This is a genomic window from Methylobacillus caricis (assembly GCF_020532705.1).
Taxonomy (GTDB): domain Bacteria; phylum Pseudomonadota; class Gammaproteobacteria; order Burkholderiales; family Methylophilaceae; genus Methylobacillus; species Methylobacillus caricis.
The window spans coordinates 1820030-1842034 of the sequence record NZ_JAJAVD010000001.1; the positions used below are offsets into that span (position 1 = coordinate 1820030).

Genomic DNA, 22005 nt, shown 5'->3' on the forward strand with positions numbered 1-22005 from the left:
ACAGCAAAAGCCGCATGACGGCTTTTATCAAGACGATATTCGCGCAATGCGCGAACTAATTAATCATATGATTATCGCATAGAGCCAAGTTTCACCACAACAAAGTCTGGTCAACGTTTGTATGGCGATGCCAATGGCTCGCCGACAAACACTCCCTGCACCGGCCATGCCACACTTTTCCAGTAGGCCTCGACTGCGCTAGCGCCCATCAGGTAATGCTTGAGCAACACTGCGGAATTAGGGAATTTCTGCCAATAGTTACAAGGCTCGGATACAGCTCCATAGCTGGCTGTTGCGCCAGCTTCTAGCCAGCGCAAACTGCTCATTTGCCCACTGCCCAGCAAATCCCCGCCCGCTGAAGTCAAATGGTCAGCCAATGCTCCGGGAAAGAATTTAATCGTATCAAGATACGGCACAGTCACCAGCCCCGTTTGATAGATCATGACATCCTGCACATCCCGAATACTATCGGCCTTGAGGTTTTTTATTTCCAGGAACCGTTGCGCAACCCTGCCAGATGGAGGAAAGAACATGGCACGGCTGCTACGGTTCTTGTCTGATGTCGTCAGGAAATAGGCAGTAGCAGCTGGCGCACTGTAATCACTGGCCAGCCCCCTGTCGATCAAGGTTTTTGCCTCCTCAAAACTCTGAACAGGCAACAGCATGGACAAGCGATACCCCAAATCCGCATATGGCCTGAGCGAACTGGAATTGAAATAGCGGTTAGGATGCTTTGCTGGTGCACAACTATTGGCACATTGCTCGGGATCAAACCCCATGGTCATGGCAGAAGTAATGGAGTTGCACTCTACAGCATACGGAGCAGTCCACATCATGACAATCACCTGATGCCTGGCCTCAAGCTGGGCATCCACCTCTTGCTTTAACTGACTGAAATACTGGGCTGACAGTTTTTTAGGGCTCCCAGGAATGCTTACGCGTATAAGATTGGCAGCAGGAATACGGCGCACCTGCAAATAATACTCTCCAGCCTTAACACTTTCCTCATTATCAGTATTGACGATCACCGCGACATTTTCCGGCTGCAGGCTGTACCCTCCTTTGGTTGGCACTCGGAGGGAAATTGCCTCGCCAGCCTGCACTCCCAAGCTTACCAACATTACAACCAAAATAATCAGATATCGCACAAATGCTTTCGTATTTTTTTATAGGATTCGTCAGCCATAAAAATGGGAGCCTAAGCTCCCATAGATATTACAATGTCTTTATAAACTCGTCATCAGCCAAGACGTCTGCGACGCGCCCTGAAGGCCAGCAAGCCCAGCCCCACCATCAACATGGCAGCAGCTTCAGGCTCAGGCACACTGGAAATAATCAGGTTGATTGGCCCAATTCCCCCTTGTGCATACACCAGTGCAGTATAGATACCCGTCGCCCCTACCGAGAAGTTAAGCACACCTTCATCAATTGGCCCCAACAGGCTTAACTGCCCATAGTTTGTTGCTCCCTTGCCCACAGTCACGCCAAGCCAACTGAAAGAACTGTCAACATCTTCCAGTGTCAGCGAATAATCACCAGCCAACAACGCAAAGTTATATTTGTATATCCCGGGAATGACAGTAGCAGCATCCACCTCGAACACTGTTGCAGCCTGGGCTGTCAAACTGCCCGAAAACATCAAAGCAACCAGAAAGAGTTTGGTCATCATCAGCATTTTTTTCATGATCTGATCCTTAAACGTTATCAGCAATCAAAGGGGATTTTCTGCGCGAGGTATATGCCACCAACAAACCAATACCAACTATCAATAACGCCCAGGTATCAGCTTCAGGCACCAGGGAGACGGTAAAGCCGAAAGACCCTACACCCACTCCATTATCGGCATTGCCAAAAACGCTAAAAAGATAAGAACCGGCAGTCAACTGTGGCAAGACGAACGTGCCGGAACCATAGAAAGTGCTGATCAGCGTGGCACCCTTGAATACCTCAATTCCAAATGTCCCCGGCAAAAATGCCGCAGGAAATTGATAATCAAGCAATGCCAACTCATAAACACCTGCATCAAGGCTGTGAGAAAAGACAGAATCACTAGGCAAACTGTCGTCGGCATAAATATAGCCAACCTCATCAAACCCCGTGGCTGCATTAGATGCCGTTGTAGCAATCAGCATCAACACACCCACTACCCACTTCATCAGAAGGTTTTTCATTGCTACATCTCCCATCAAGGTTAAGACACTTGAAGGATTAGCAACATTTGGGCCAGTTATAGGAAGTTAATAAATTAAATTAAAAATCAATAAGTTATAAAATAAAATTACATCTACGCAACCAACCATACCGCTTTCCGTGCACCGAAATCAGCAGCTTTGCATTGTCCCGGCACCAAAGCGGTACAATGTTCAAGCATCCGCCGCGAGCGAGCTTTGCCATCTCCAGCTATCAATGCACATCTGCTCTATGCCGCGAGTTGCCTTCCAGTTAAGCGAATGCTCTGCATATGCTGGATCGGTGTAGCTCGCAGCCACATCTCCAGGACGTCTGTCCACCAGTTTGTAAGGCACATTGCGACCACTGGCCTGTTCAAAAGCCTTGACCATCTCCAGCACGCTATAACCCTGCCCAGTACCAAGATTGCAGGTAAAGACACCAACGTCTCTCTCCAGCTTTTCCAGTGCACGCAAATGACCTACCACGAGGTCAACCACATGAATGTAGTCGCGTACGCCTGTACCATCCAGCGTAGGATAGTCACTGCCGAATATCGACAGGTATTCCCGCTGCCCTTGCGCCACTTGCGTAATAAAGGGCATCAGGTTGTTGGGAATGCCGTTAGGATTTTCGCCGATCAAGCCACTTTCATGGGCACCCACAGGATTGAAATAACGCAAGATGGCAATTCGCCACTCTGAATCTGATGCGGCCAGATCGCGCAGGATATCCTCCACCATCAACTTACTGGCGCCATAGGGATTAGTAGCCGACAAAGGGAAACTCTCACGGATAGGCACACTAGTAGGATCGCCATACACCGTGGCAGATGAGCTGAAGACAAACTTCCGCACGTTGAACTTCTTCATCACGCGCAGCAATGTCACACTGCCCGCCACATTGTTATCGTAATAACGCAACGGCTGAGCGACCGACTCCCCCACCGCCTTGAGTCCGGCAAAATGCATCACTGCCTGAAACTGATGCTTGGTAAACAGCGAGTCGAGCAAGGACTCATCTCGCACATCTCCCTCAACCAGCAGCGGTGATGTGCCAGTGATCTGCTTAATCCTGTCTGCCACCCGAGATTGGCTATTGCTGAAATTATCCAGCACCAACACATCATACCCCGCCTGAATCAGCTCTACACATGCATGTGAACCTATATAACCTGTGCCGCCTGTGACTAATATCATTTGCAAAACTGTCCTTGTTAGTCCGAAAATCCTATTTGATTATTATTCATTCAGTGATTGAATTGAGGGTAATACAATAATTTAGAATATTTTATGTGCTATTTTTATGATACGTTTATGCGATGTCCCCAGTGCATAATAGTAGAAATTGCACTCTCAGCAAAAAAATCAAAAGTGAGTTACTCAATTGACGATGTTAAATAACACCATAATCGTGACTGGTGGTGCAGGCTTCATTGGCGCCAACTTTGTACTGGACTGGGTCAACGCCGACCTAGGCACCGTAGTAAATTTGGACAAACTGACTTATGCAGGCAACTTGGAAAACCTAGTCGATATTCAAGATAATCCACACCATATTTTTATACGCGGTGACATCGGCAACCGTGCACTGCTAGCAAAACTGCTAGCCGAATACAAACCTAGAGCCGTGATCAACTTTGCCGCTGAAAGCCATGTAGACCGATCTATTCATGGTCCAGAAGACTTTATCCAAACCAATGTCGTAGGCACTTTCCATCTACTGGAAGAGGTACGGTCATACTGGAATAGTCTAGTTGCTGCAAATCCTGCAGAAAAAGAAAATCCTCAGTTCCGATTTTTACATGTCTCCACTGACGAAGTCTATGGCACATTAAGCGCTACCGATCCAGCATTCACAGAAACTACCTCGTATGCTCCCAACAGCCCCTATTCTGCTACTAAAGCAGCGTCAGATCATTTGGTAAGAGCTTATCACCACACTTATGGCTTGCCAGTGCTGACGACCAACTGCTCAAACAACTACGGCCCTTACCACTTCCCAGAAAAACTGATTCCTTTGTGCTTACTGAATGCACTAGCGGGCAAGCCACTACCAATTTATGGTGATGGTCAGCAAATCCGTGATTGGCTGTTTGTCAAAGATCACTGCAGCGCCATCCGCCGTGTGCTGGAAGCTGGCAAACTGGGTGAAACCTATAATGTAGGTGGCTGGAATGAAAAAGCTAATCTGGATGTAATCAACATCCTTTGTCAAATCCTCAATGAGCTACAGCCCAGATCAGATGGCAAGCGCTATGAAGAGCAGATCACATTCGTCAAAGACAGACCAGGACATGATCGCCGCTATGCCATTGATGCAACCAAGCTTGAACGTGAGCTTAGCTGGAAACCAGCTGAAACCTTTGAAACCGGCATTCGCAAAACCGTGGAGTGGTATTTGAACAACCAAGCATGGGTACACAATGTCACCACTGGTGAATATCGCAATTGGGTCAACCAAAATTATGCCGGGAGAACAGCATGAGAAAAGGCATCATTCTTGCTGGCGGGTCTGGCACTAGGCTCTACCCAGTAACACAAGCAGTGTCCAAACAACTGCTGCCGGTTTATGACAAACCCATGATCTATTACCCACTATCCACCTTAATGTTGGCTGGCATCACAGATATCCTTCTGATTTCCACCCCACAAGATACTCCACGATTTGAGCAACTACTCGGCAATGGTCATCAATGGGGCCTCAACATCACTTACGCTGTGCAACCATCCCCAGATGGTCTTGCCCAGGCCTTCATTATTGGCAAGGAATTCATTGGCAATTCGTCCAGCGCCTTGGTATTGGGAGACAATATTTTCTATGGTCATGACCTGGCTCATGACCTAGCTCATGCCGACAAGCAGGAAAAAGGTGCCACCGTATTTGCCTACCCCGTGCACGACCCCGAGCGCTATGGCGTAGTGGAGTTCAACGACGCTGGGCAAGCAATCAGCCTGGAAGAAAAACCTAAAGAGCCAAAGTCACGTTACGCTGTCACAGGGCTGTACTTCTACGATAACCAGGTAGTTGATATCGCTACCAATCTAAAACCCTCAGCACGTGGTGAATTGGAAATTACCGATGTCAATAAAGCCTATCTAGAAGCAGGTGAACTGAATGTTGAACTCATGGGGCGTGGACATGCCTGGTTAGACACAGGTACACATGAATCTTTGCTAGAGGCATCACTCTTTATTGAAACTATAGAAAAGCGTCAAGGCCTGAAAATAGCATGCCCAGAAGAAATCGCTTATCGCAAAGGCTATATCAGCGCCGAACAGGTTGAAAAAATCGCACAGCCATACCTCAAGAATGGATATGGACAATATCTGTTACGCATGCTGAAAGAAAAGGTATTTTGATGAATGTAATAACAACCTCTCTCCCCGATGTCATCGTATTTGAACCCAAGGTATTTGGTGATGCTCGCGGATTTTTCTTTGAGAGCTTTAACCAGAAGATATTCGAAGAAGCTACAGGAAGCAAAGTGGAGTTTGTACAAGACAACCACTCCAAGTCTGCCCAAGGTGTGTTACGCGGTTTGCATTACCAGATCCAGCAAACGCAGGGCAAATTAGTGCGCGTTGTCGCTGGTGAGGTATTTGATGTCGCCGTTGATGTCCGGCGCTCCTCCCCCACTTTCGGCCAATGGGTAGGTGAACATCTATCTAGTGAAAACAATAAGCAAATGTGGGTACCACCAGGATTCGCACATGGATTTTTAGTGCTTTCTGAAACAGCAGAATTTCTTTATAAAACTACTGACTTCTACGCACCAGTTCATGAACGTTGCATCGCCTGGAATGATCCAGACATTGGCATTCAATGGCCTGATATAGGCAATGAACCACTACTTTCGGCCAAGGATCAGCAAGGGCTCAGCATCAACCAGGCAGAACTGTTCGCATAATGGCAAAATTCAACAAAATCCTGCTCACAGGCATCAACGGTCAAGTCGGGCATGCCCTTTATCCCAAACTACAAACATTAGGAGAAGTGTTTGCTTTAGACCGTGGGCAGCTCGACCTTGCTAATCCAGATGCCATCCGTGAGGTAGTACAGCGGATTAAGCCAGACTTGATCACCAATCCAGCCGCATATACCGCTGTTGACAAGGCAGAATCAGAGCCTGAATTGGCACATGCCATCAATGGCATAGCGCCTGGAGTATTTGCAGAAGAAGCCGCCAAGCTAGGTGCCTTGTTGGTGCATTACTCTACAGATTATGTATTCGATGGCAAAAAAACCACCGCTTATATAGAATCTGATGAGACCAATCCGCTCAGCGTGTATGGGGCTAGCAAATTGGCGGGGGAAAAAGCTATCCAAGCCGTGGGTGCAGCTCATTTGATTTTCAGGACTAGCTGGGTTTATGGTGCGTATGGTAAGAATTTCCTGCGTACCATATTAAGATTGGCCGCAGAACGCGACACTTTGAGCATAGTGGCAGATCAGTTTGGTGCGCCCACATCCAGCGAGTCAATTGCAGACGCCACAATCTCAGCCTTACAGCAATGGGAGACTGGCAAAGATGGTATATATCATCTCATCAATTCTGGCAAAACTAGCTGGCTGGGTTTCGCCAAGGAAATTCTCAGCCAGTATGAAAGTTTGCAAGAAGTAAGGAAATGGCCCCCATTGAAGATTAAATCTGCTGATGTTAGAAGCATCACGACTGCGGAATATCCAACCCAAGCACATCGTCCAGCCAATTCAATGATGAGTGCCCATAAGCTCGAAAAAACTTTCAATCACACCAGCAATGCATGGAATCAAGCACTGAGCCAAGTTATTACAACGCTATAAATGCTACTCATAAAAATTATCCAGATTTGGAGGATATTGACTTAGAGTATAAGGTGGCGTCATAACTAGGAAGGTGCTGGTACGCCACTGCGGACCTGCACGCAAGAATCTACCGGTTCCCACGCCAGGATTGTATGGAGCACCTAGTGATTCCTTGGGATATTCCACGGGATAGTAGTCAGCACCTGATTGCACGAGCCACTTATCGGAATTCAATGTGTTAGGCCCCTTGGGATTATCCAGCACCAGCTTAAAGTCAAATCTATAATATAGCCCGCCAAAATCACTTAGCTCAAAGTTCTTCAAATATCCATATGTATGGAACCAAGAGCCAGGTGCCATCTTATATGACTTAATTCCATCGCTTTCTGTGCGGACATCAAAAGTACTTGGAGCATTAGTTACCTCCATATTGGCTTCACCGCGATAATCCTCTTTGATATTTGGCAAATACTCCAAAAGAACCCACTGCTTTTTGGATTTTGAGAAATAATAGAGATAAAAATCTTTCAAAGCCAATCTCGTATTAACAGGATTGGCAGCACCTTTCTCCCTGTAGGCAGTCACCCATCCTAAAGCGCGATCCCAAACTGCGAAACGCTTACCTGGATACCAGGATGGAATGCCAGATGCGGTTGGGTTATACCCCATGATTAATGTTGGTTTGTAAGCCCAAGCAAACTTATCACTTCCTTCTGGAATCCCTTCATTTTCAACCACCATATCTTTTTGCAATATGGTCAGGGCAGAAAGCAATTTGGCCAGAGAGTTTGTAGTGTTCCCTGTAGTAGTGTTCCCTGTAGTAGTGTTCCCTGTAGTAGTGTTCCCTGTAGTAGTGTTCCCTGTAGTAGTGTTCCCTGTAGTAGTGTTCCCTGTAGTAGTGTTCCCTGTAGTAGTGTTCCCTGTAGTAGTGTTCCCTGTAGTAGTGTTCCCTGTAGTAGTGTTAGCGGCTGAAGCACTGGCTGCGGCCTTAGGTGCAACAGTTGTTGTACTCGCCCTAGCTGTAGAACCTGAAGATGAACCGCTACCCCCGCCACCCTTAGCACTAGCACCACCTCCGCCGGAAGAACTACTGCCGCTAGTACTTGTAGCCTTGGACTGATTGCTTCCCGCAGCCTTGGCAGGCTGAGGAGATGTCACTGGCTTTACGTCATTTGCAGATGGCATGTTAACTTCACCAGCATTAGTGCTGGCTGCCGGTGAAGATTTGCTTGTAGATGCTTGCTTGCTTGTATTGCCCACCGCTGAAGGCAACACATTGATTTTAGTCGAATTTTGACTTGGGCTATCAGAATAGCTTACCGATCCATCAGCATTTGTTGTTTTATAGACTTCAGCATTAACTGTGATTGCAGTGCAAAAGAATAATCCTATAGGAAACAACAATGATAAATTTTTCATAACTGGCATCTCCAAGACAAAGAACTATTGCTATCAATCTTTAACGGCAAGTTCCTTAGAAACTTAAAGGAACTTTAGCAATAATTTTTCGTAATCGCCAAGCACAGCTGTCCAAGTAAAACTTTCATCATGACGTTTATAACTAGCAGTCTCCATTGTTTCCAAGGTTGAGCTAACTGGCAGAATCTCAGTAACTTTTTGTGCACACTCATCTTCATTCGCAAAATAAGCCGCACCATCACCGGCAACCCAACGATTGAATTTGTTGTCATGTGCAAGCACAGGATTGCCTGCAGCCAAGGCTTCAACCAATGAAGGGTTAGTGCCACCCACCTGATGCCCATGGATGTACGCCATGGAAAAATAGCGTAAAGACTCCACCACAGGCTTCTCATAAATTGCACCAAGGAATATTACCTCGTCAGAGGCAGCTGCTTTGACGCGTTGCTGATAAGCATGCTCCGCTGCATATTTACCTAGAACTACCAGCTTTGCATTACGCCGTGTTCTGGACCACGCCTTCACCACTTCAAGAATAGAATTCTCTGGCTCAGCCCGTGCAATCAAGATTGCATATTTTCCAGCTTGCAAATCATACTTTTCTAGGTAGTCAAGCTTAGCTGCTGTTACTTTGTCTGCCCCATAGGGAATAGTAGTGATTTTTTCCGCACGCACTCTAGACTCTAAATGACGTGCAATTTCCGGATGATCAGCAATCAGGTGATTGCCTAGCCAAGAACCAGCCCAATCATTCAACCAGAACCAGAATTTGGCTACTTTGCCCCATTTTTGCCTATGCCACTCAATCCCATCCATATTAATTAGATTGGTGATACCACGCAGGCGATAAATCAGGCAGAAAATAGCTGTGTTATACCCTAAAGTTAACACAAGATCTTTGGATCTTGCTGTATGTAAGGTGGACTTCAAATCAAAAATAATTGTTCCTGCTGCACCGGAAGTCTTAACCGGAATATTAACCCGCTTAACACCTTGCCAGCTATCCTCAAAAATAGGTCCTTCGCCATCAACTTGACAATAGACAATTACCTCCCAACCCTTATTCACCAAGTACAAAGCCAGGTGCTCAGCAAATGTTTCAAAGCCACCATGGGCGGCTGGCACTCCACGGGTGCCCAAAATTCTTACCGTATTTTTTTTCATTACACCCTGACTCCCACGCTTGCGTATAAATTCTGAATTGCACTGACGTAGTTATCGCGGTTGAATCTTTCTTCAACCAATGCCCTGCTAGCTTTGCCATAGGTCAGCAACTTATCGTCTGAAGTACCTTCTATGCTTGTCAGCAAATCTGCCAACTCATCAATATCACAGCTGGTAAACATCCAACCAGTTTCACCAGACTCAATCATTTCCGGGATACCGCCAATATTGGCCACCACAAGAGGTTTACCAAAAGCCATACTCTCCAACAAGCTCATAGGAGCATTTTCATACCACTCCGAAGGTAAGACTATGGCTTTAGATTGCTTGATAAGCGTGTGTAAAGCATCGCCAGACTGATAGCCTAAGAATTCAACATCAGCTTGCAGCTCATTTTGCAGGGCGTGTAATTTCGCTTCCTCAGGGCCGGTGCCTGCCACCTTGAGTTTCACACCTGATTTTTTCACTGCTTTAAGCAAGGTAGTCACGCCCTTTTCCGGTGCCAAGCGTCCAAAATAAAGAAAATAATCACCGGGAGCATACTCAGGAGTGAATAATAATGAGTCAACGTAATTGGGAATATAGGAAAACTTATCTTCAGGCCAACCCCACTCCACAAACTTATTCATAAAAAACCGGCTAGGTACAGCAACTTTAGTTAGGTACTTCTTGTAAGTATTCAGCTTATGATGCAGCGTGCTTTCCAAAGCAACAATCACACTAGGCCCTAAGGAGTTACGCAAACATTTATGCTTAATCACATTGAAAAAATTTCCATCCTTGCACTTCTCACATATCCCCGTCTCATTAAGCATTTTATAGGCTGGGCACGCAATCTTAAGATCATGAGCCGTCATAATAATGGGGACACCGTGCTCATGTAGCGTAGGTAAAATTGCAGGAGAGAGGTGATGATAAATACAATGGAGGTGGGCTACATCGGCAGGATAATCCTGCAATAATCGTTTGAGTTTATTCTGAGCTTCAAATGAATAAATAACTTTTGAAGCCATAATTGCCTTATCAACAACCCCATAGGAGTTACCAAACTCTAGCTCATCAACAAAATAGGTTTCCCATGGGGTAGAAAAATTTTGGGGATGGTGCATAGAGAAGAAAGCATTATGCCAGCCAAGATTTTCCATCAATGCCGCGTGATCTAAATACACGACATCTGAACCACCTCTTCTATAGTGATAATTATTGATACTTAACAAATTTGGCATAGATGACTAAAAGTTCTTAGTAATAATTTTCGCAGGAATACCTACGGCAATAGCATTGTCAGGAACATCAATTAAAACAACAGCATTCGCACCAATAGAAACATTATCACCAATTGTTATTGCCCCTAATAACTTAGCACCCGCACCAATGGAAACATTGTTACCAATTTTAGGAGCATCATAGGGTTTTTCGTGATGTCTATTACCAAGAGTAACCCCCTGCCTAACAATACAATCGTGACCAATAATACAATTTCCGTGAATGATAATCGCACCGAAATGCTCAATATTAAATCGCTGTCCAATATCGGCATTTACACCAATGCTTATACCAAAAAAAATTTCGCACATTTTATGTAGAAAAAGATGAATTACGCCTAACAAGACTCGAATCAACTTTGATTTATATTGATACCGTAAATGTCCAAAGCGGTAGATTTGTAGTGCCCAAAAACCTTGAGCTAAAAAACCTTCTCTATAGACTTTTTTATCATCTAAAAATTGTTGAAAAAAATTCATATTAACTATGCTCAATCAAACAATGTTCCACAGAAGGTCTAAAAGAGCGAGCAACATTAAACTTATCAGGCATAACACCCACAGCAATCAACATAATAATTTGATCTTCTGGAGGTATGTTTGCAGCTCTTCTCATTTCAATATCTGTACTCTTTTCCTTAGACCAATTTAGACAACAACTACCTAAACCTTGATCATGTAAAGCTAAGCACAAAGACATAGAAAACATCCCCCCATCAACCCAGGACTGATAACGCTCACCTACATCAACGAAGAATCCAAGATCGCTAGTAACAACTAAAACTGCCGCAGAATTATCCCCGAAACCGCGACTACCACTTTGAATTTCTAGGAGCTCATTGATTTTATCTTTACTTCTATACAAGTGAACGCGCCATGATTGTCTATTACATACTGATGGTGTTTTCTGAGCGATTTCAACAGCCGTAGTCAATGAGTCGAGCGTAACTACTTCTCCAGTAAAGTTACGTATGCTATGCCGAGACTCAAAGAAACTTCTAAAATCTTTGTTTTTCTGTAATTCAAGCTCATATTTTGTAACACTGAAGCTACCGCCAAACCAAGAATTTTCCACTTCAGGAGCAATACCGTATTTACTTATTATTTTTGCACGTGCATTACTAACAAACTCATTCGGCTTTCCAATTGCATCGTGATATCGCACATACGCATCTAATGCTGCAAGAGCAGTAGTAGCTGGAGCACGAATGCCAAATTCTTCGATATATAAATCTACATCTTTAAGCAGTCTAGGAATTACACGCATACCAAAACCTGGCCTAGGTTCCGCAAGACTCAATCCTTTTTCAATTTGATGATAAAAAAGTACAATTCTTGCTGCACGCTCAGAAGGATACTTTCGACTTTTATTTAACCCAGAATACTTAAGATACCTATTAAAATCATAGATATAATTTGGAACCATCTTCAATCCAAAAAAGATATCTCTCAAAAGCACATGTGCAAAATTGGGAGTGATTCGCAGTATCAATTGTTTAAAACTCATCATTACACTCTATTTTCCAAAACACTAGCCAAGAAACTCTTTGATTTTTCTTGCCACTCTTCTAGTTGCTTATTAAAGATGTCATATGGAGCAGGCGCTTCAAGAACTCCAGGGATCATATCTAAATCATCCACAATCCTAGATTCCATCCCAAACTGCTTTAACAAATATACAACCTTATTAGAATTACTGCCCCAGACACTTTTCTTACGAACAAAAGTTGCAAATTGCTTTGCATTTTTCATCGCAAATATACTGCCGTGGAAGGTATCTGTAACCACAAACTCTGCATCCTTAAATACTTTCAAAAGTTCAAAAGGTGAAACCAGGATATTCTCATCACACCAATCATGATAAAAACCTGCAGAGACTATTTTTAATTTTTTGCTCGCCGCATAATTTTTGATGGCAGAAATTTCTTCCGGGGAATCCATTCGCCCACCGTATGCATATATCAAAAGATACTTGCCTTCTATCAGTCTTTGTTTTGGCATTTCTTTATGAAAATCATATAACAAGGTTGGATCAATCACCAAGGTTGGAGCGTTGCCAGTACAGTTCGTAACGATATCAGATGTATTCTGATCTCTTACTGACAAAAAATTAATTTTATTAAAACCACTCCCTATCTCCTCTTTCATATCATCATTAACTACATCGGTCCAATTTGCATAGCCTGCTGATGCGGCATAACTGACAATATCCTTAGCAACGATTTGATGACCAAACAAACAAGGAACATATGCAAATCCATGGTTCTGTGTGTAATTAAAAACCTCGTCGCTACCAATAAACATTTTATCAGCACTTAAATCATAGTTATGGTCAATTCCAACACCCAGCAATGGCCAATATTGATTTTTAAACTGATGTTCCATTTTTTTTGAAAAAGAACGCTTTAATATTGCATGATTAATATTCAAAATAGTACGAGGAATTTTTTTAATCTTTTGCATTAAACTTGGCAAAACGACCTTTTCACCTTTATGTTTGGCTGTGCCAGCTTTAAAATCCCGAAAACTTACTTCATATCCATAAGACTCAATAATACTTTTCAAAGCATACGCTTGCATAAATGATCCATGATTGATCACTCGATGCATTGTCAGTATTCCTACATTTTGAATTGGTTTCATACTTTACGTCCTATTAGATCTTTAACGAAAATTATCAAAAACTTCAATTTAAATTTATAAAGAAGAGCGCTATATACAAGGCCTGTAAGAACGATAACGAGAACCCAATGTAAGCCTGCAATTTTCAGAATCCAGCCAATTGAAGTTGAAATTAAGAGAATAACTAAAGAACTGATAGTACCTGCCCAATCATGCTCATATTGGTAGCCCAAAGATGCAAGTTTTTTTATTATCCAAAAATTGGATAGCACCAAAGCGCCAGCATTAGCTAAAGGAAATGCAATTGCGCCGATAAATTTATAACCTAAAATTCCAAAAACAATTGATACAGAAAGAAAAATATTACTAGGAATCATAATGTCGTACCGCTCTACCGTCTGCGCCATTACTTCTAAGATAAGTCGCTGAGTCTCCAAAGCAAGAAATAAAATCAGAACTGCTAAAATAATAAGGCTTTCTCCAGCATATTTACCCTTTGAAATAAAGAAAAGTAGCTCAGCCCCACAAACAAAAAGTATAGATAAAACTCCTGATAACAATGCAAGATTAAACTGTAAAGATTGTTCACAAAGTTTGGCAGCAACTGAGAAATCCCTTGTGTTTGAGTACCTCGCTACTACAATGGGTCGTATCACTCCAATCAATAGCTGAGTTGGCAAATATCTTTTCGCAAATTCATACAAAGATTGTGCGAAACCAAAGTTGGCCATTACTTTCTCACCAAACATTGCACCACCTATCAGTCGATTCGTATTACCTCCGAATGGTAGAGTGGCCACGTGCTGCAGATATGCAGTAATAGCAAAGCGAACCATGTGTTCATTTTTCTTCTTACCGTACTCACCACCAGTAAGCTCTTCATCGGTCCGCTTTTCCATTAAAGTAGAAACAACTCCTATGAACAAAAATAAGCAAGAAAATGCATCGCAGATTGCTTCAAGAATAATGACGTCAATTAGATTAATTGTGTGATGATGAGATAACCAAAGAAGACCTAGATACCTCCCAATTGCTGTAATCGAAAATGCTGTCTGAGCAATCCCTTGGTGTAATGTAGATTCTAAAATTTGGGATAGAAAATGTGATGTTGACCTGAACGCTACAACAAGCAAAAAAATCTCAAATGCTAGTACCGCCTCACTTAAACCAATCCACCCACTGATGATGTCGGAAAAATACCATCCGGCGCCCAATAATAAGGATAATAAAAACGTACGTAAGCTAGTAGCAGTAACAACTAGTTTTTTGAGAAGCTTAGTTTGATATTTAGAATATAACTCAGGAACATATCTTAGAATAAGATGAGTTAACCCAAATCCTGCAATTGCAGTAAACACCTCCACCAATGCGATCAATACAGAATATTTAGCAAAATCTGCAATGGAAAGGCCTCTTACAACAAGCAGCATGGCCCCAAATCCGGCTAATGCTGAAACTCCCTTGCCTAAGAAAAAATGCTGTATTCCCCGTTTAACTCTTTCATTACCATAACGTGCGCTCATTTATGCAATCTCTAACAATATCTGATAACGCATAAACACTTTATCAGCGATGCGATTATAGGTTCTATTTTGCTTAACCCACAAAGGACCTTTAGCAGCCATTTCTTCAGTCTTCTCAGGCTCATCTAGCATACTAACAATAGCATCTGCAAATGCCTTAGCAGACCAGTCAACACAGATACCAGCTCCACTTGCGGTAATTACATCAGACTGTTCAGGATGGTTATTACAAACGACGGGCCTACCTAATGCTAGGTACTCAACTAATTTTGTTGGAGAGGCTGAAGCTAAAGTTTTTGTGGGGAAAAATGGTGACAAGCACACTTCCGCGGCAGCAGCAATTCCCCATGCTCGCTCAATTGGTACAAAACCAGTAAATTCAATCGCGTGTAAGATATTTAGTTTTGAAGCTAACTTCTCTAAGGCAAAACGTTCCTCGGGCTTATTTCCATCTCCAACCATAATTAATTTTGCATCACTATGCTTTAACAAGACCAGCGAGAATGCCTCAATAATAGTATCAAGTTGACGAATACTGGCTAACGTTCCTAAATATACAACCGTTTTAGGGCTTTTCCTTGTAGCATTAGACTCTACCCATGTTAATAGTCTTTCTGGTACACCCATGGGTACAGGTGTAAGTTTGTTTTTATCAACTCCATAATCCACAATGTCACGCAGCATTTGCTCACTTTGAACAAATGTATGGTCAGCAAATCTAATTACACATTTATACAGTAAAAAAACTGCCAGATACCCTTGCATGATTGATGCGAACTTTTTGATGCCTTTGGATTTTTTTGCCATTTCAATACTGTGTTCTGGATAAGGGTAAGAACACCAGTAAATAAACGGTTTTTTAACTATTTTTGCTACCAGCAAACCTATAAACGCTGCAATATATTTATCTCTTACCTGAATAATGTCATATTTAGAAAATACTGATTTAGCAATTAATATCACATCAACTACCCAGTATAAAAGCTTATTTAATAACTTAGTGAAAAAATTATTACCTGCAAGCTTAGGAGGAATACTGCAATGTTGCTCAAAAAAAGTTTTATCTCTTAACTTGAGACCATCCTCATCTGTTCCCATATACCAAACAGTATCAACGCCTCTTTGACTTAACGATTTAGCCACTAACTCTGATAGATCGACTCTGAAAGGAGGAAAATATTCAGGAATAGAATAATAAACACTTATTTTTTTCAACATTATTAAATCTTTATTTTCCAGTAGAAAATTTGGTAAGTTTAAACATAATAACCAAATAACCTAATATCACGATAAATAGTGCTTGATAGCTAATATCAAAAGAGAAATAATTATTATGAAGCAAGCTTGTAGCAAAAAGTACGATTCCGATCTGCGCAGATCTAATTAATGGTTCGTGCACAGTACCACTCCACTTTTGCAGTAGATTCGTACCCAACTTATATCCAGATACAAATATTGAGACAGCCAATATAGTTCCGATTAGGCCTAATTCCCATAACAATGTGGAAAATCCAGTTAACCCAATTCCATATCCAGGGTATTTTTTCAACAAGGTAAGATCTGGACTTACAAAAACACCACCTTGGGTTTCACCAGGCCCATGGCCAAAAAACATATGAAGCATTTCAGGCCAACTCAAATGTTCATGTAGCCAAAATGTATATACCGTCGTTCTGTTCAGCAATGCATTTCCATATCCACGATCACCGAAATTGTAAGAGATGTTGCTATCCCACATCTCTTTCAGACTCATATTATGTTGTGATTCAGCGCCAGGAATTAGAGAGTAAGCAAAAAATATTGCTCCAAGCAACAATAATACTGCTATAGATCCAGCAATAAATTTTAGGGGGTCTTTAACTAATTTATCTTTGTACAAGATAAATAATGCAATCGGTAACAAAACCATGAATAACTTGGCTTCACTTAAAAACATCGGCAGCATAAATGCACAAAGCAATACCAAAGCTCGCACAGTGCTAATTAAGCCGCTTTTAAATTGAGCAAGGACAATCGTAATGCCTAGCACACACAAAATAGCCAATGATGAACTTCTACCTCCGCCCATCATCGTTCCACCAAAGGTACCAGCCACTACATCTGCAGCTACCATTCCTCTCATAGCAAATTCCTCGGTACTTCTCTGAGGAATCAAGAAAAAGAATTGATGGAATACAAATGGTAGCTGGATAACACCTAAAACTAATAAAAACTTAATTAATCTTTGCGCATCAATTTCTTTATCCATTACATAATAAACAGCGATTAATATTCCCCACACTTGGAAATACGCTTTAAAACTTGTTAAAAATGCACTAACACCATGCCAACTAAACATGGATATTAAAATAACATATCCAAAAAACAACCATAATATTATTAATAAGGAAGATTTTATTTTAAATTTAGCTAATATTTTTCTTTTTACATTTCCATTAAAAACATATGCTACAAAGGAAACACCCATAGCTAACCCAGCAAGCGCCCATTTTATAGGTTGTAATGCTGGCAAATACAAATCAATTAATCCAGCAAAAACCAAGGATCCTATTATTACTATCCAGGTACCAGCCAGTGGCTTTAAAACCAAAATTCCACCAGCAATTAACACGAAAAAACCTATAGTTAATGGATAAATACCAAAAGCTAAAGTTAGTCCAAAAATACCTGAAAGGACAATTGCTCCAAGCCACAGCAATAAGACACTGGTGAGATTTATATTACTTTTTACTCGTGTTAATGGCTTAACCATAATTAATATTCACTTCCATATATCCGTTCAATCAATGCGCTCCAAGTAAAGTTTCTTACTCGACGTTGACATTGCTGAGATAAATTATGTTCTTGGCTGATACGATCCATAAGAGTTAGCACTGAATCTCGATAATCAATAATTGTTTTACCGATATCGTACGCTGCCTCCACGGCAACACCACAAGACTCATCCACTACAACACCTGGACCACCAAGTTTCAAGCAGGCAACAGGTAATCCCTGCTGCAAAGCTTCTAGCACCACAAACCCACCCGAATCTCGCAAGCTTGGATAGAATAAAATATCGTATTCACTATACATTTTGATTACGTCAGCCTTGGATAGCCACCCCATCCAATTTACAGCGTGGCCTACTCCTAGTTCATGCGCCGTTTTTTCCCAACGCTTACGATCAACACCATCACCAATAATCGTCAGAGTAACATCTGGCCTAGCTTGATAAATTTCGGCAAATACTCTTAATCCAAGATCCATGCCCTTCCAACCAAGGCATCTCCCTGCATAAAGTAGGCGTGGGCCTGCTTGTTGTTTTCTTACTGTGCTAGGTGCAGCAATATCTGTACCACTGCTTCCTATGGCTAATTCGACTCTGGCCTTGGGGATAACAAATGCAGGAACAGACTTCAAGTGATGCGCTGATGTAAAAAATACCTTATCTGCTGCTCGGTAAGTCATTCTCATCAATGGATCAAATCGGACTAAGCCATTGACCAGTCGCCTTACTCTCTCTACCAACCTTTGTTTGAGTGAGAAATATTGGGTATAGCCTGCAGGTACCTCATCCCCTCCAGCGACTGGGCCAAATATCATAGGTATATTTAGCCCTCCCATGAAACTTGGTTGCCTGAAACTCACCCAGGTGACATGGTGTACACAATCAAATGCTTTTTTCGCTTGCAGTTGGCAAGCTCGCCTATATGCCCAGTATTGCCAGAAGTAGTAATAGATATGGTTACGTTTGTTGATTTTACTGAGTAGCGGATACAACCATTCAATATCAATATATTCGAAACGTACCTTATTACATTCTCCAGTTTCACTGATATGACGCTCAATCTCTTTTTGATGAGTTTTACGCGTCAGTACAGTGACATCAAATTGCCTGTTCGATAATTCCCTTGCCCATTGCCACCCCACCTCCTCATCCGAGCCAAATACAGGGTCGCAGGCAAAAGCTGATAACAGTACTCTTCTCACTGCTTATGCTCCTCTTGGATTTTGAGCACAGCAATTGAACGCCCAGGAAGGATAACGGCTTTCATGGCGTCTGAATTTTTGAATTCATAGTGCTGTGTAGACACAAGGCCATTCACCTCGCCACTTGTCAGAAATGTTTGCTCAACCTTTAAATCTGATTGCGGGATAGCATTGCCTTTAAATTGAATTCTCTGTGCACCCTCATCCCGATTAACTACCCATAACCAAAGATTCCTATCTTTATCTCTGAATGCTGAGGCACGAACAATATATCGGGTAGGAGCATAAACACTAGTTTTATTGAGTGTCTGCGTAGGTAGAGCTTGCATACTCTCAGATGGCTTTAAAAGTTCGAATAGTTTAGCTATCCTGGAAGGTCGGAGTTTACCATTATCAATTTCAAGATAATTCCATGGCCCAGCTCTTAACCCATGCCAAAATGCACCCTGAACCTCGGGAATCTGAGTAGCTCCAATCAGGAAGTCTGCAGTTGCAACCACGGCATCGTGATTGTTGGTTTGGTACCAATTTTTTTTCCAAAAAGCATCCGCCGGTGTTCCAGCCGGTGGTCTGGCATGTTCAGTAATCCAGACTGACGGAGATTTGACCCCTGCTTGATACATGAACCCTATCACTTTACGTGTATAGGCTAGTCGATTCGCAACACTTGGGCCCCAAGGGTCATTCTCATAGTACAAGTGCAAAGCATAATCACTTACTAAGCCTTTAAAATGTCTTATTAGAAATTTATTATGGCCATCATCATCTTTAACCAATGCTGATTTGAATTCAATCAACGGTAATACTAAACGAGCTCCAGGATCTACTCGCTTAATTTCATTAGCAACTGGTAAGCTTCTTTCAACTATTTTCTCCGCTGACCAAGAAGGCCATGACCTGTCCAGTTCATTTCCGAGCTCCCAAAAGCGTTTTCTTCCACTTGATAATTCCTTAACCTTTAATGCATAGTCGCCAGCTTCCTTTGCCAGGAATGCAGTGTCTATCACACCACCTTCAAAACCAACAACATTAGCAATATGCCAAGTGCTTCCTAGATTTAGTTCATCATTTAATACTTCATATTCCTGAATACCAAAGATACAGCGTACTGCATCAATCCAAGGTGCAACTTTCTGTTTGGGTCGCTCTAATACAAAACCTTGGCAACCACGCCAGTCAATTTCATTGACCCCTCCCCCATATCGTATGCTGCCCACCCCTGTGCTGCTTAACAGTGAAATCGCTTCTGGCGAAACTTTTGAGGGGCTACTAGCATATAAATCATGTTGAACTCCCCAAAACAGTGCATGCACACCTAGGAAATCACTGAGTTTACGATCAGACGGCAACACATTCTTCGCAGCGACACTGGATATCTCAATTGTTGTGATATCCCGCGTAAGTGCGCATGACAGAGTTGGATCCCCCCAACAGGCCTGAGCACTGTTGAAGGTCATTAGGAAGACGACAAACAGCAGCGGACGCAGAAACAGGATCATTTCCTGCACTACTCAATCCCGGTATGTAAACCAGCTACTCTTTGCCTATCTTGGGGATTAAGGGAGGCTACAACATCCTGGATAAACCGCTGTTGGACATCAAAACCGTATTGCTCATCTAGCGTAATAGTCGACACCCGCACAATCATGCCATCGGGAATTTTTCCATTAAAGCCATATTTGAGTTGCTCAAGTTTAACCGCCTTGCCACCGATAGCCACCTTGTCACCAACGGTAGTCCAGTAAGTCAGTGGCTCTGACCTTGTGCCTAGCACTGTGAGCAACTTCTTTACCTGTATAGCTCCAAAGGCAGTAGCAATAGTATCTTTGCTAGAGCTTTTCACTTGGAACCCTTGTGCTGGATAACAAACATCCGGCAAGTGTAGCTGATTGGAATCACTCTGATCCTCACCGTATGCTATCGATAGCATGACGTATTCGCCCTTGTCATTCACATAGGTACGTGAAAGCGTCTGGGAATAAATCCGCTCAATTTCTTCTTTTTGCTGAGGATTCACAATGTTAGCGCCGCCTAGCTCAATCTCATGCCAGCCCGAAAATTGCTTAGGTATCAAGGTTTCCAGAACAATAGGGTCACCGTCCTTGGCTATCTTATGTGTAGGGCGCAATATGGTGGATGCTACTGACGCGCTCACCATAGTGACAAAAACAATAATGACTTGGATGATTAATTTATTCATTTGGCAATACCAGGCTGGCTTTTAGGTGTGCGCCATTTACGCTCAAGGAAACTAAGGAAGGTATCTACCCACAAGATCAAAATCAATGCTACGACAAACAGCAACATGCCAGCAAAACCGTGCATGAAACCCTGACCTGCAGCATCACCAAAGTAATATGTGATTAAGGTCAATGTCATTACCCTAATCACATTGGCGGTAAATGATATAGGCACAATCAAAATTGCCAGGGTGACGTTTCTGAATACTGAGTCGCTACGTACGATATTCAAATACAAAAGCCCAAGAGCTTCTAGTGACATCAGAGTATGCAAACCAGCACAAGCATCTGCGACTAATAGCTGATACTGTCCAATTTGTAGTATTACGCCACTACGCGCTATAGGGTAGCCAATACCATACAAGATGTATTCCGCAACATAGGAAACAGAAATCTTCATCGGCATGGTGACAGCATCAATAATCGCACCTGGCAGCGGGATCATGAAGAACAAGAAAAATAGCGGGAACCAAAAGGTCTTAGCGCCACGAGTGCCATAAAGTAATAGTAACAAACCCAATAGCACAGGAATTTGCGAGCCTACATCAAACAGCCAGATATCCTGGGAACGCCCCAAAACATAGAACAACAAACCTGGAATAATGCAGAGAAAGCCCAAGAGCGGCTTGCGCTTAATGTTTTGCCATGGATCTGTGAAAAAATCACGACGCAACCAAATCAAGTACGCAACTACAAGAATAATAATGGGGCCATGGGCCTGCTCATCAGTACTCCATAGTTTTGTTGCGAGGCTTGAATATGTAGGAATATATAAAGCCAATAGCCCTGCGATTACAAGTACCAATATTGCAAGCGAGCTTTTTTTCATTTAAAGGAACCAAG

22 protein-coding genes and 1 pseudogene are annotated in these 22005 nt (G+C 42.6%); 4 read left to right on the plus strand and 19 right to left on the minus strand.

Features of this window, described 5'->3' with window-relative positions; genetic code table 11:
• Nucleotides 1–110: 110 nt before the first annotated feature.
• The 4 genes from LG200_RS08600 to galE form a co-directional block, all read right to left on the minus strand.
• The gene (locus LG200_RS08600) at nt 111–1121 is read right to left on the minus strand and encodes a TIGR03790 family protein (RefSeq protein ID WP_226757150.1); all 1011 of its coding nucleotides are present in this window, start codon (nt 1119–1121) and stop codon (nt 111–113) included.
• A gap of 119 nt (nt 1122–1240) precedes the next feature.
• A complete protein-coding gene (locus LG200_RS08605) occupies nt 1241–1684 on the minus strand; it encodes a PEP-CTERM sorting domain-containing protein (RefSeq protein WP_226757151.1) in 444 nt (147 codons plus the stop codon).
• A 10-nt stretch (nt 1685–1694) separates the two neighbouring features.
• Nucleotides 1695–2171 (minus strand): PEP-CTERM sorting domain-containing protein, encoded by a 477-nt coding sequence (locus LG200_RS08610; RefSeq protein WP_226757152.1) that lies wholly within the window; start codon nt 2169–2171, stop codon nt 1695–1697.
• A gap of 192 nt (nt 2172–2363) precedes the next feature.
• Complete coding sequence (galE, locus tag LG200_RS08615) at nt 2364–3368, minus strand: UDP-glucose 4-epimerase GalE (protein ID WP_226757153.1); 1005 nt, start codon at nt 3366–3368, stop codon at nt 2364–2366.
• A gap of 193 nt (nt 3369–3561) precedes the next feature.
• Between galE and rfbB the strand changes: the two genes are divergently transcribed.
• Genes rfbB through rfbD form a run of 4 tightly spaced genes read left to right on the plus strand, consistent with a single transcriptional unit; the run spans nt 3562 to nt 6975 of the window.
• Entirely contained in the window at nt 3562–4656 is a 1095-nt protein-coding gene (gene rfbB / locus LG200_RS08620) for a dTDP-glucose 4,6-dehydratase (protein WP_226757154.1), read from the plus strand.
• On the plus strand, nt 4653–5531 hold the full coding sequence (rfbA, locus tag LG200_RS08625; protein WP_226757155.1) for a glucose-1-phosphate thymidylyltransferase RfbA: 879 nt from the start codon (nt 4653–4655) through the stop codon (nt 5529–5531). The genes rfbB and rfbA overlap by 4 nt, the downstream gene beginning before the upstream one ends.
• Nucleotides 5531–6079, plus strand: coding sequence for a dTDP-4-dehydrorhamnose 3,5-epimerase (gene rfbC / locus LG200_RS08630; protein WP_226757156.1), 549 nt, complete (start codon nt 5531–5533; stop codon nt 6077–6079). The genes rfbA and rfbC overlap by 1 nt, the downstream gene beginning before the upstream one ends.
• Entirely contained in the window at nt 6079–6975 is an 897-nt protein-coding gene (gene rfbD, locus LG200_RS08635; protein WP_226757157.1) for a dTDP-4-dehydrorhamnose reductase, read from the plus strand. Before rfbC ends, rfbD begins: the two co-directional genes overlap by 1 nt.
• Before the next feature lie 3 nt (nt 6976–6978).
• On the opposite strand, the gene LG200_RS08640 is transcribed toward rfbD, so the two are convergent.
• The 15 genes and pseudogenes from LG200_RS08640 to xrtB form a co-directional block, all read right to left on the minus strand.
• Nucleotides 6979–7731: a hypothetical protein gene (locus LG200_RS08640; RefSeq protein WP_226757340.1), complete on the minus strand. Its 753-nt coding sequence runs from the start codon at nt 7729–7731 to the stop codon at nt 6979–6981.
• A complete protein-coding gene (locus tag LG200_RS14200; protein ID WP_404809799.1) occupies nt 7716–8030 on the minus strand; it encodes a pentapeptide repeat-containing protein in 315 nt (104 codons plus the stop codon). Before LG200_RS14200 ends, LG200_RS08640 begins: the two co-directional genes overlap by 16 nt.
• 220 nt (nt 8031–8250) lie before the next feature.
• A pseudogene (locus LG200_RS14205) lies at nt 8251–8385 on the minus strand (DUF4124 domain-containing protein); the annotation flags it as partial.
• A gap of 54 nt (nt 8386–8439) precedes the next feature.
• Nucleotides 8440–9540 carry a DUF1972 domain-containing protein gene (locus LG200_RS08655; protein WP_226757158.1) on the minus strand — a complete coding sequence of 367 codons (1101 nt, stop codon included), beginning with the start codon at nt 9538–9540 and terminating at the stop codon, nt 8440–8442.
• A complete protein-coding gene (locus LG200_RS08660; RefSeq protein ID WP_264193820.1) occupies nt 9540–10766 on the minus strand; it encodes a glycosyltransferase family 4 protein in 1227 nt (408 codons plus the stop codon). Before LG200_RS08660 ends, LG200_RS08655 begins: the two co-directional genes overlap by 1 nt.
• A 6-nt stretch (nt 10767–10772) precedes the next feature.
• Nucleotides 10773–11285: a serine O-acetyltransferase gene (locus LG200_RS08665; RefSeq protein WP_226757160.1), complete on the minus strand. Its 513-nt coding sequence runs from the start codon at nt 11283–11285 to the stop codon at nt 10773–10775.
• A 1-nt stretch (nt 11286) separates the two neighbouring features.
• Nucleotides 11287–12315, minus strand: a complete 1029-nt coding sequence (locus LG200_RS08670) for a nitroreductase family protein (protein WP_226757161.1) — start codon at nt 12313–12315, stop codon at nt 11287–11289.
• Nucleotides 12315–13448, minus strand: coding sequence for a polysaccharide pyruvyl transferase family protein (locus LG200_RS08675; RefSeq protein WP_226757162.1), 1134 nt, complete (start codon nt 13446–13448; stop codon nt 12315–12317). Before LG200_RS08675 ends, LG200_RS08670 begins: the two co-directional genes overlap by 1 nt.
• Nucleotides 13445–14950: a lipopolysaccharide biosynthesis protein gene (locus tag LG200_RS08680; RefSeq protein ID WP_226757163.1), complete on the minus strand. Its 1506-nt coding sequence runs from the start codon at nt 14948–14950 to the stop codon at nt 13445–13447. The genes LG200_RS08675 and LG200_RS08680 overlap by 4 nt, the downstream gene beginning before the upstream one ends.
• The gene (locus LG200_RS08685; RefSeq protein WP_226757164.1) at nt 14951–16168 is read right to left on the minus strand and encodes a glycosyltransferase family 4 protein; all 1218 of its coding nucleotides are present in this window, start codon (nt 16166–16168) and stop codon (nt 14951–14953) included.
• A 10-nt stretch (nt 16169–16178) separates the two neighbouring features.
• A complete protein-coding gene (locus tag LG200_RS08690; protein ID WP_226757165.1) occupies nt 16179–17702 on the minus strand; it encodes a hypothetical protein in 1524 nt (507 codons plus the stop codon).
• 2 nt (nt 17703–17704) lie between these two features.
• Nucleotides 17705–18922 (minus strand): glycosyltransferase family 4 protein, encoded by a 1218-nt coding sequence (locus tag LG200_RS14150; protein ID WP_226757166.1) that lies wholly within the window; start codon nt 18920–18922, stop codon nt 17705–17707.
• The gene (locus tag LG200_RS08700) at nt 18919–20430 is read right to left on the minus strand and encodes a hypothetical protein (protein ID WP_226757167.1); all 1512 of its coding nucleotides are present in this window, start codon (nt 20428–20430) and stop codon (nt 18919–18921) included. Before LG200_RS08700 ends, LG200_RS14150 begins: the two co-directional genes overlap by 4 nt.
• On the minus strand, nt 20430–21122 hold the full coding sequence (gene epsI, locus LG200_RS08705; RefSeq protein ID WP_226757168.1) for an exosortase-associated protein EpsI, B-type: 693 nt from the start codon (nt 21120–21122) through the stop codon (nt 20430–20432). The genes LG200_RS08700 and epsI overlap by 1 nt, the downstream gene beginning before the upstream one ends.
• Nucleotides 21119–21991 carry an exosortase B gene (gene xrtB, locus LG200_RS08710; protein ID WP_226757169.1) on the minus strand — a complete coding sequence of 291 codons (873 nt, stop codon included), beginning with the start codon at nt 21989–21991 and terminating at the stop codon, nt 21119–21121. The genes epsI and xrtB overlap by 4 nt, the downstream gene beginning before the upstream one ends.
• Nucleotides 21992–22005 lie beyond the last annotated feature (14 nt).

Bases quoted from the DNA above. Each gene is read 5' to 3' on its own strand.
- LG200_RS08600 (WP_226757150.1), bottom strand. From the start codon at position 1,121: ATGTTGGTAAGCTTGGGAGTGCAGGCTGGCGAGGCAATTTCCCTCCGA.
- LG200_RS08605 (WP_226757151.1), bottom strand. From the start codon at position 1,684: ATGAAAAAAATGCTGATGATGACCAAACTCTTTCTGGTTGCTTTGATG.
- LG200_RS08610 (WP_226757152.1), bottom strand. From the start codon at position 2,171: ATGAAAAACCTTCTGATGAAGTGGGTAGTGGGTGTGTTGATGCTGATT.
- galE (WP_226757153.1), bottom strand. From the start codon at position 3,368: ATGATATTAGTCACAGGCGGCACAGGTTATATAGGTTCACATGCATGT.
- rfbB (WP_226757154.1), top strand. From the start codon at position 3,562: ATGTTAAATAACACCATAATCGTGACTGGTGGTGCAGGCTTCATTGGC.
- rfbA (WP_226757155.1), top strand. From the start codon at position 4,653: ATGAGAAAAGGCATCATTCTTGCTGGCGGGTCTGGCACTAGGCTCTAC.
- rfbC (WP_226757156.1), top strand. From the start codon at position 5,531: ATGAATGTAATAACAACCTCTCTCCCCGATGTCATCGTATTTGAACCC.
- rfbD (WP_226757157.1), top strand. From the start codon at position 6,079: ATGGCAAAATTCAACAAAATCCTGCTCACAGGCATCAACGGTCAAGTC.
- LG200_RS08655 (WP_226757158.1), bottom strand. From the start codon at position 9,540: ATGAAAAAAAATACGGTAAGAATTTTGGGCACCCGTGGAGTGCCAGCC.
- LG200_RS08660 (WP_264193820.1), bottom strand. From the start codon at position 10,766: ATGCCAAATTTGTTAAGTATCAATAATTATCACTATAGAAGAGGTGGT.
- LG200_RS08665 (WP_226757160.1), bottom strand. From the start codon at position 11,285: ATGAATTTTTTTCAACAATTTTTAGATGATAAAAAAGTCTATAGAGAA.
- LG200_RS08670 (WP_226757161.1), bottom strand. From the start codon at position 12,315: ATGATGAGTTTTAAACAATTGATACTGCGAATCACTCCCAATTTTGCA.
- LG200_RS08675 (WP_226757162.1), bottom strand. From the start codon at position 13,448: ATGAAACCAATTCAAAATGTAGGAATACTGACAATGCATCGAGTGATC.
- LG200_RS08680 (WP_226757163.1), bottom strand. From the start codon at position 14,950: ATGAGCGCACGTTATGGTAATGAAAGAGTTAAACGGGGAATACAGCAT.
- LG200_RS08685 (WP_226757164.1), bottom strand. From the start codon at position 16,168: ATGTTGAAAAAAATAAGTGTTTATTATTCTATTCCTGAATATTTTCCT.
- LG200_RS08690 (WP_226757165.1), bottom strand. From the start codon at position 17,702: ATGGTTAAGCCATTAACACGAGTAAAAAGTAATATAAATCTCACCAGT.
- epsI (WP_226757168.1), bottom strand. From the start codon at position 21,122: ATGAATAAATTAATCATCCAAGTCATTATTGTTTTTGTCACTATGGTG.
- xrtB (WP_226757169.1), bottom strand. From the start codon at position 21,991: ATGAAAAAAAGCTCGCTTGCAATATTGGTACTTGTAATCGCAGGGCTA.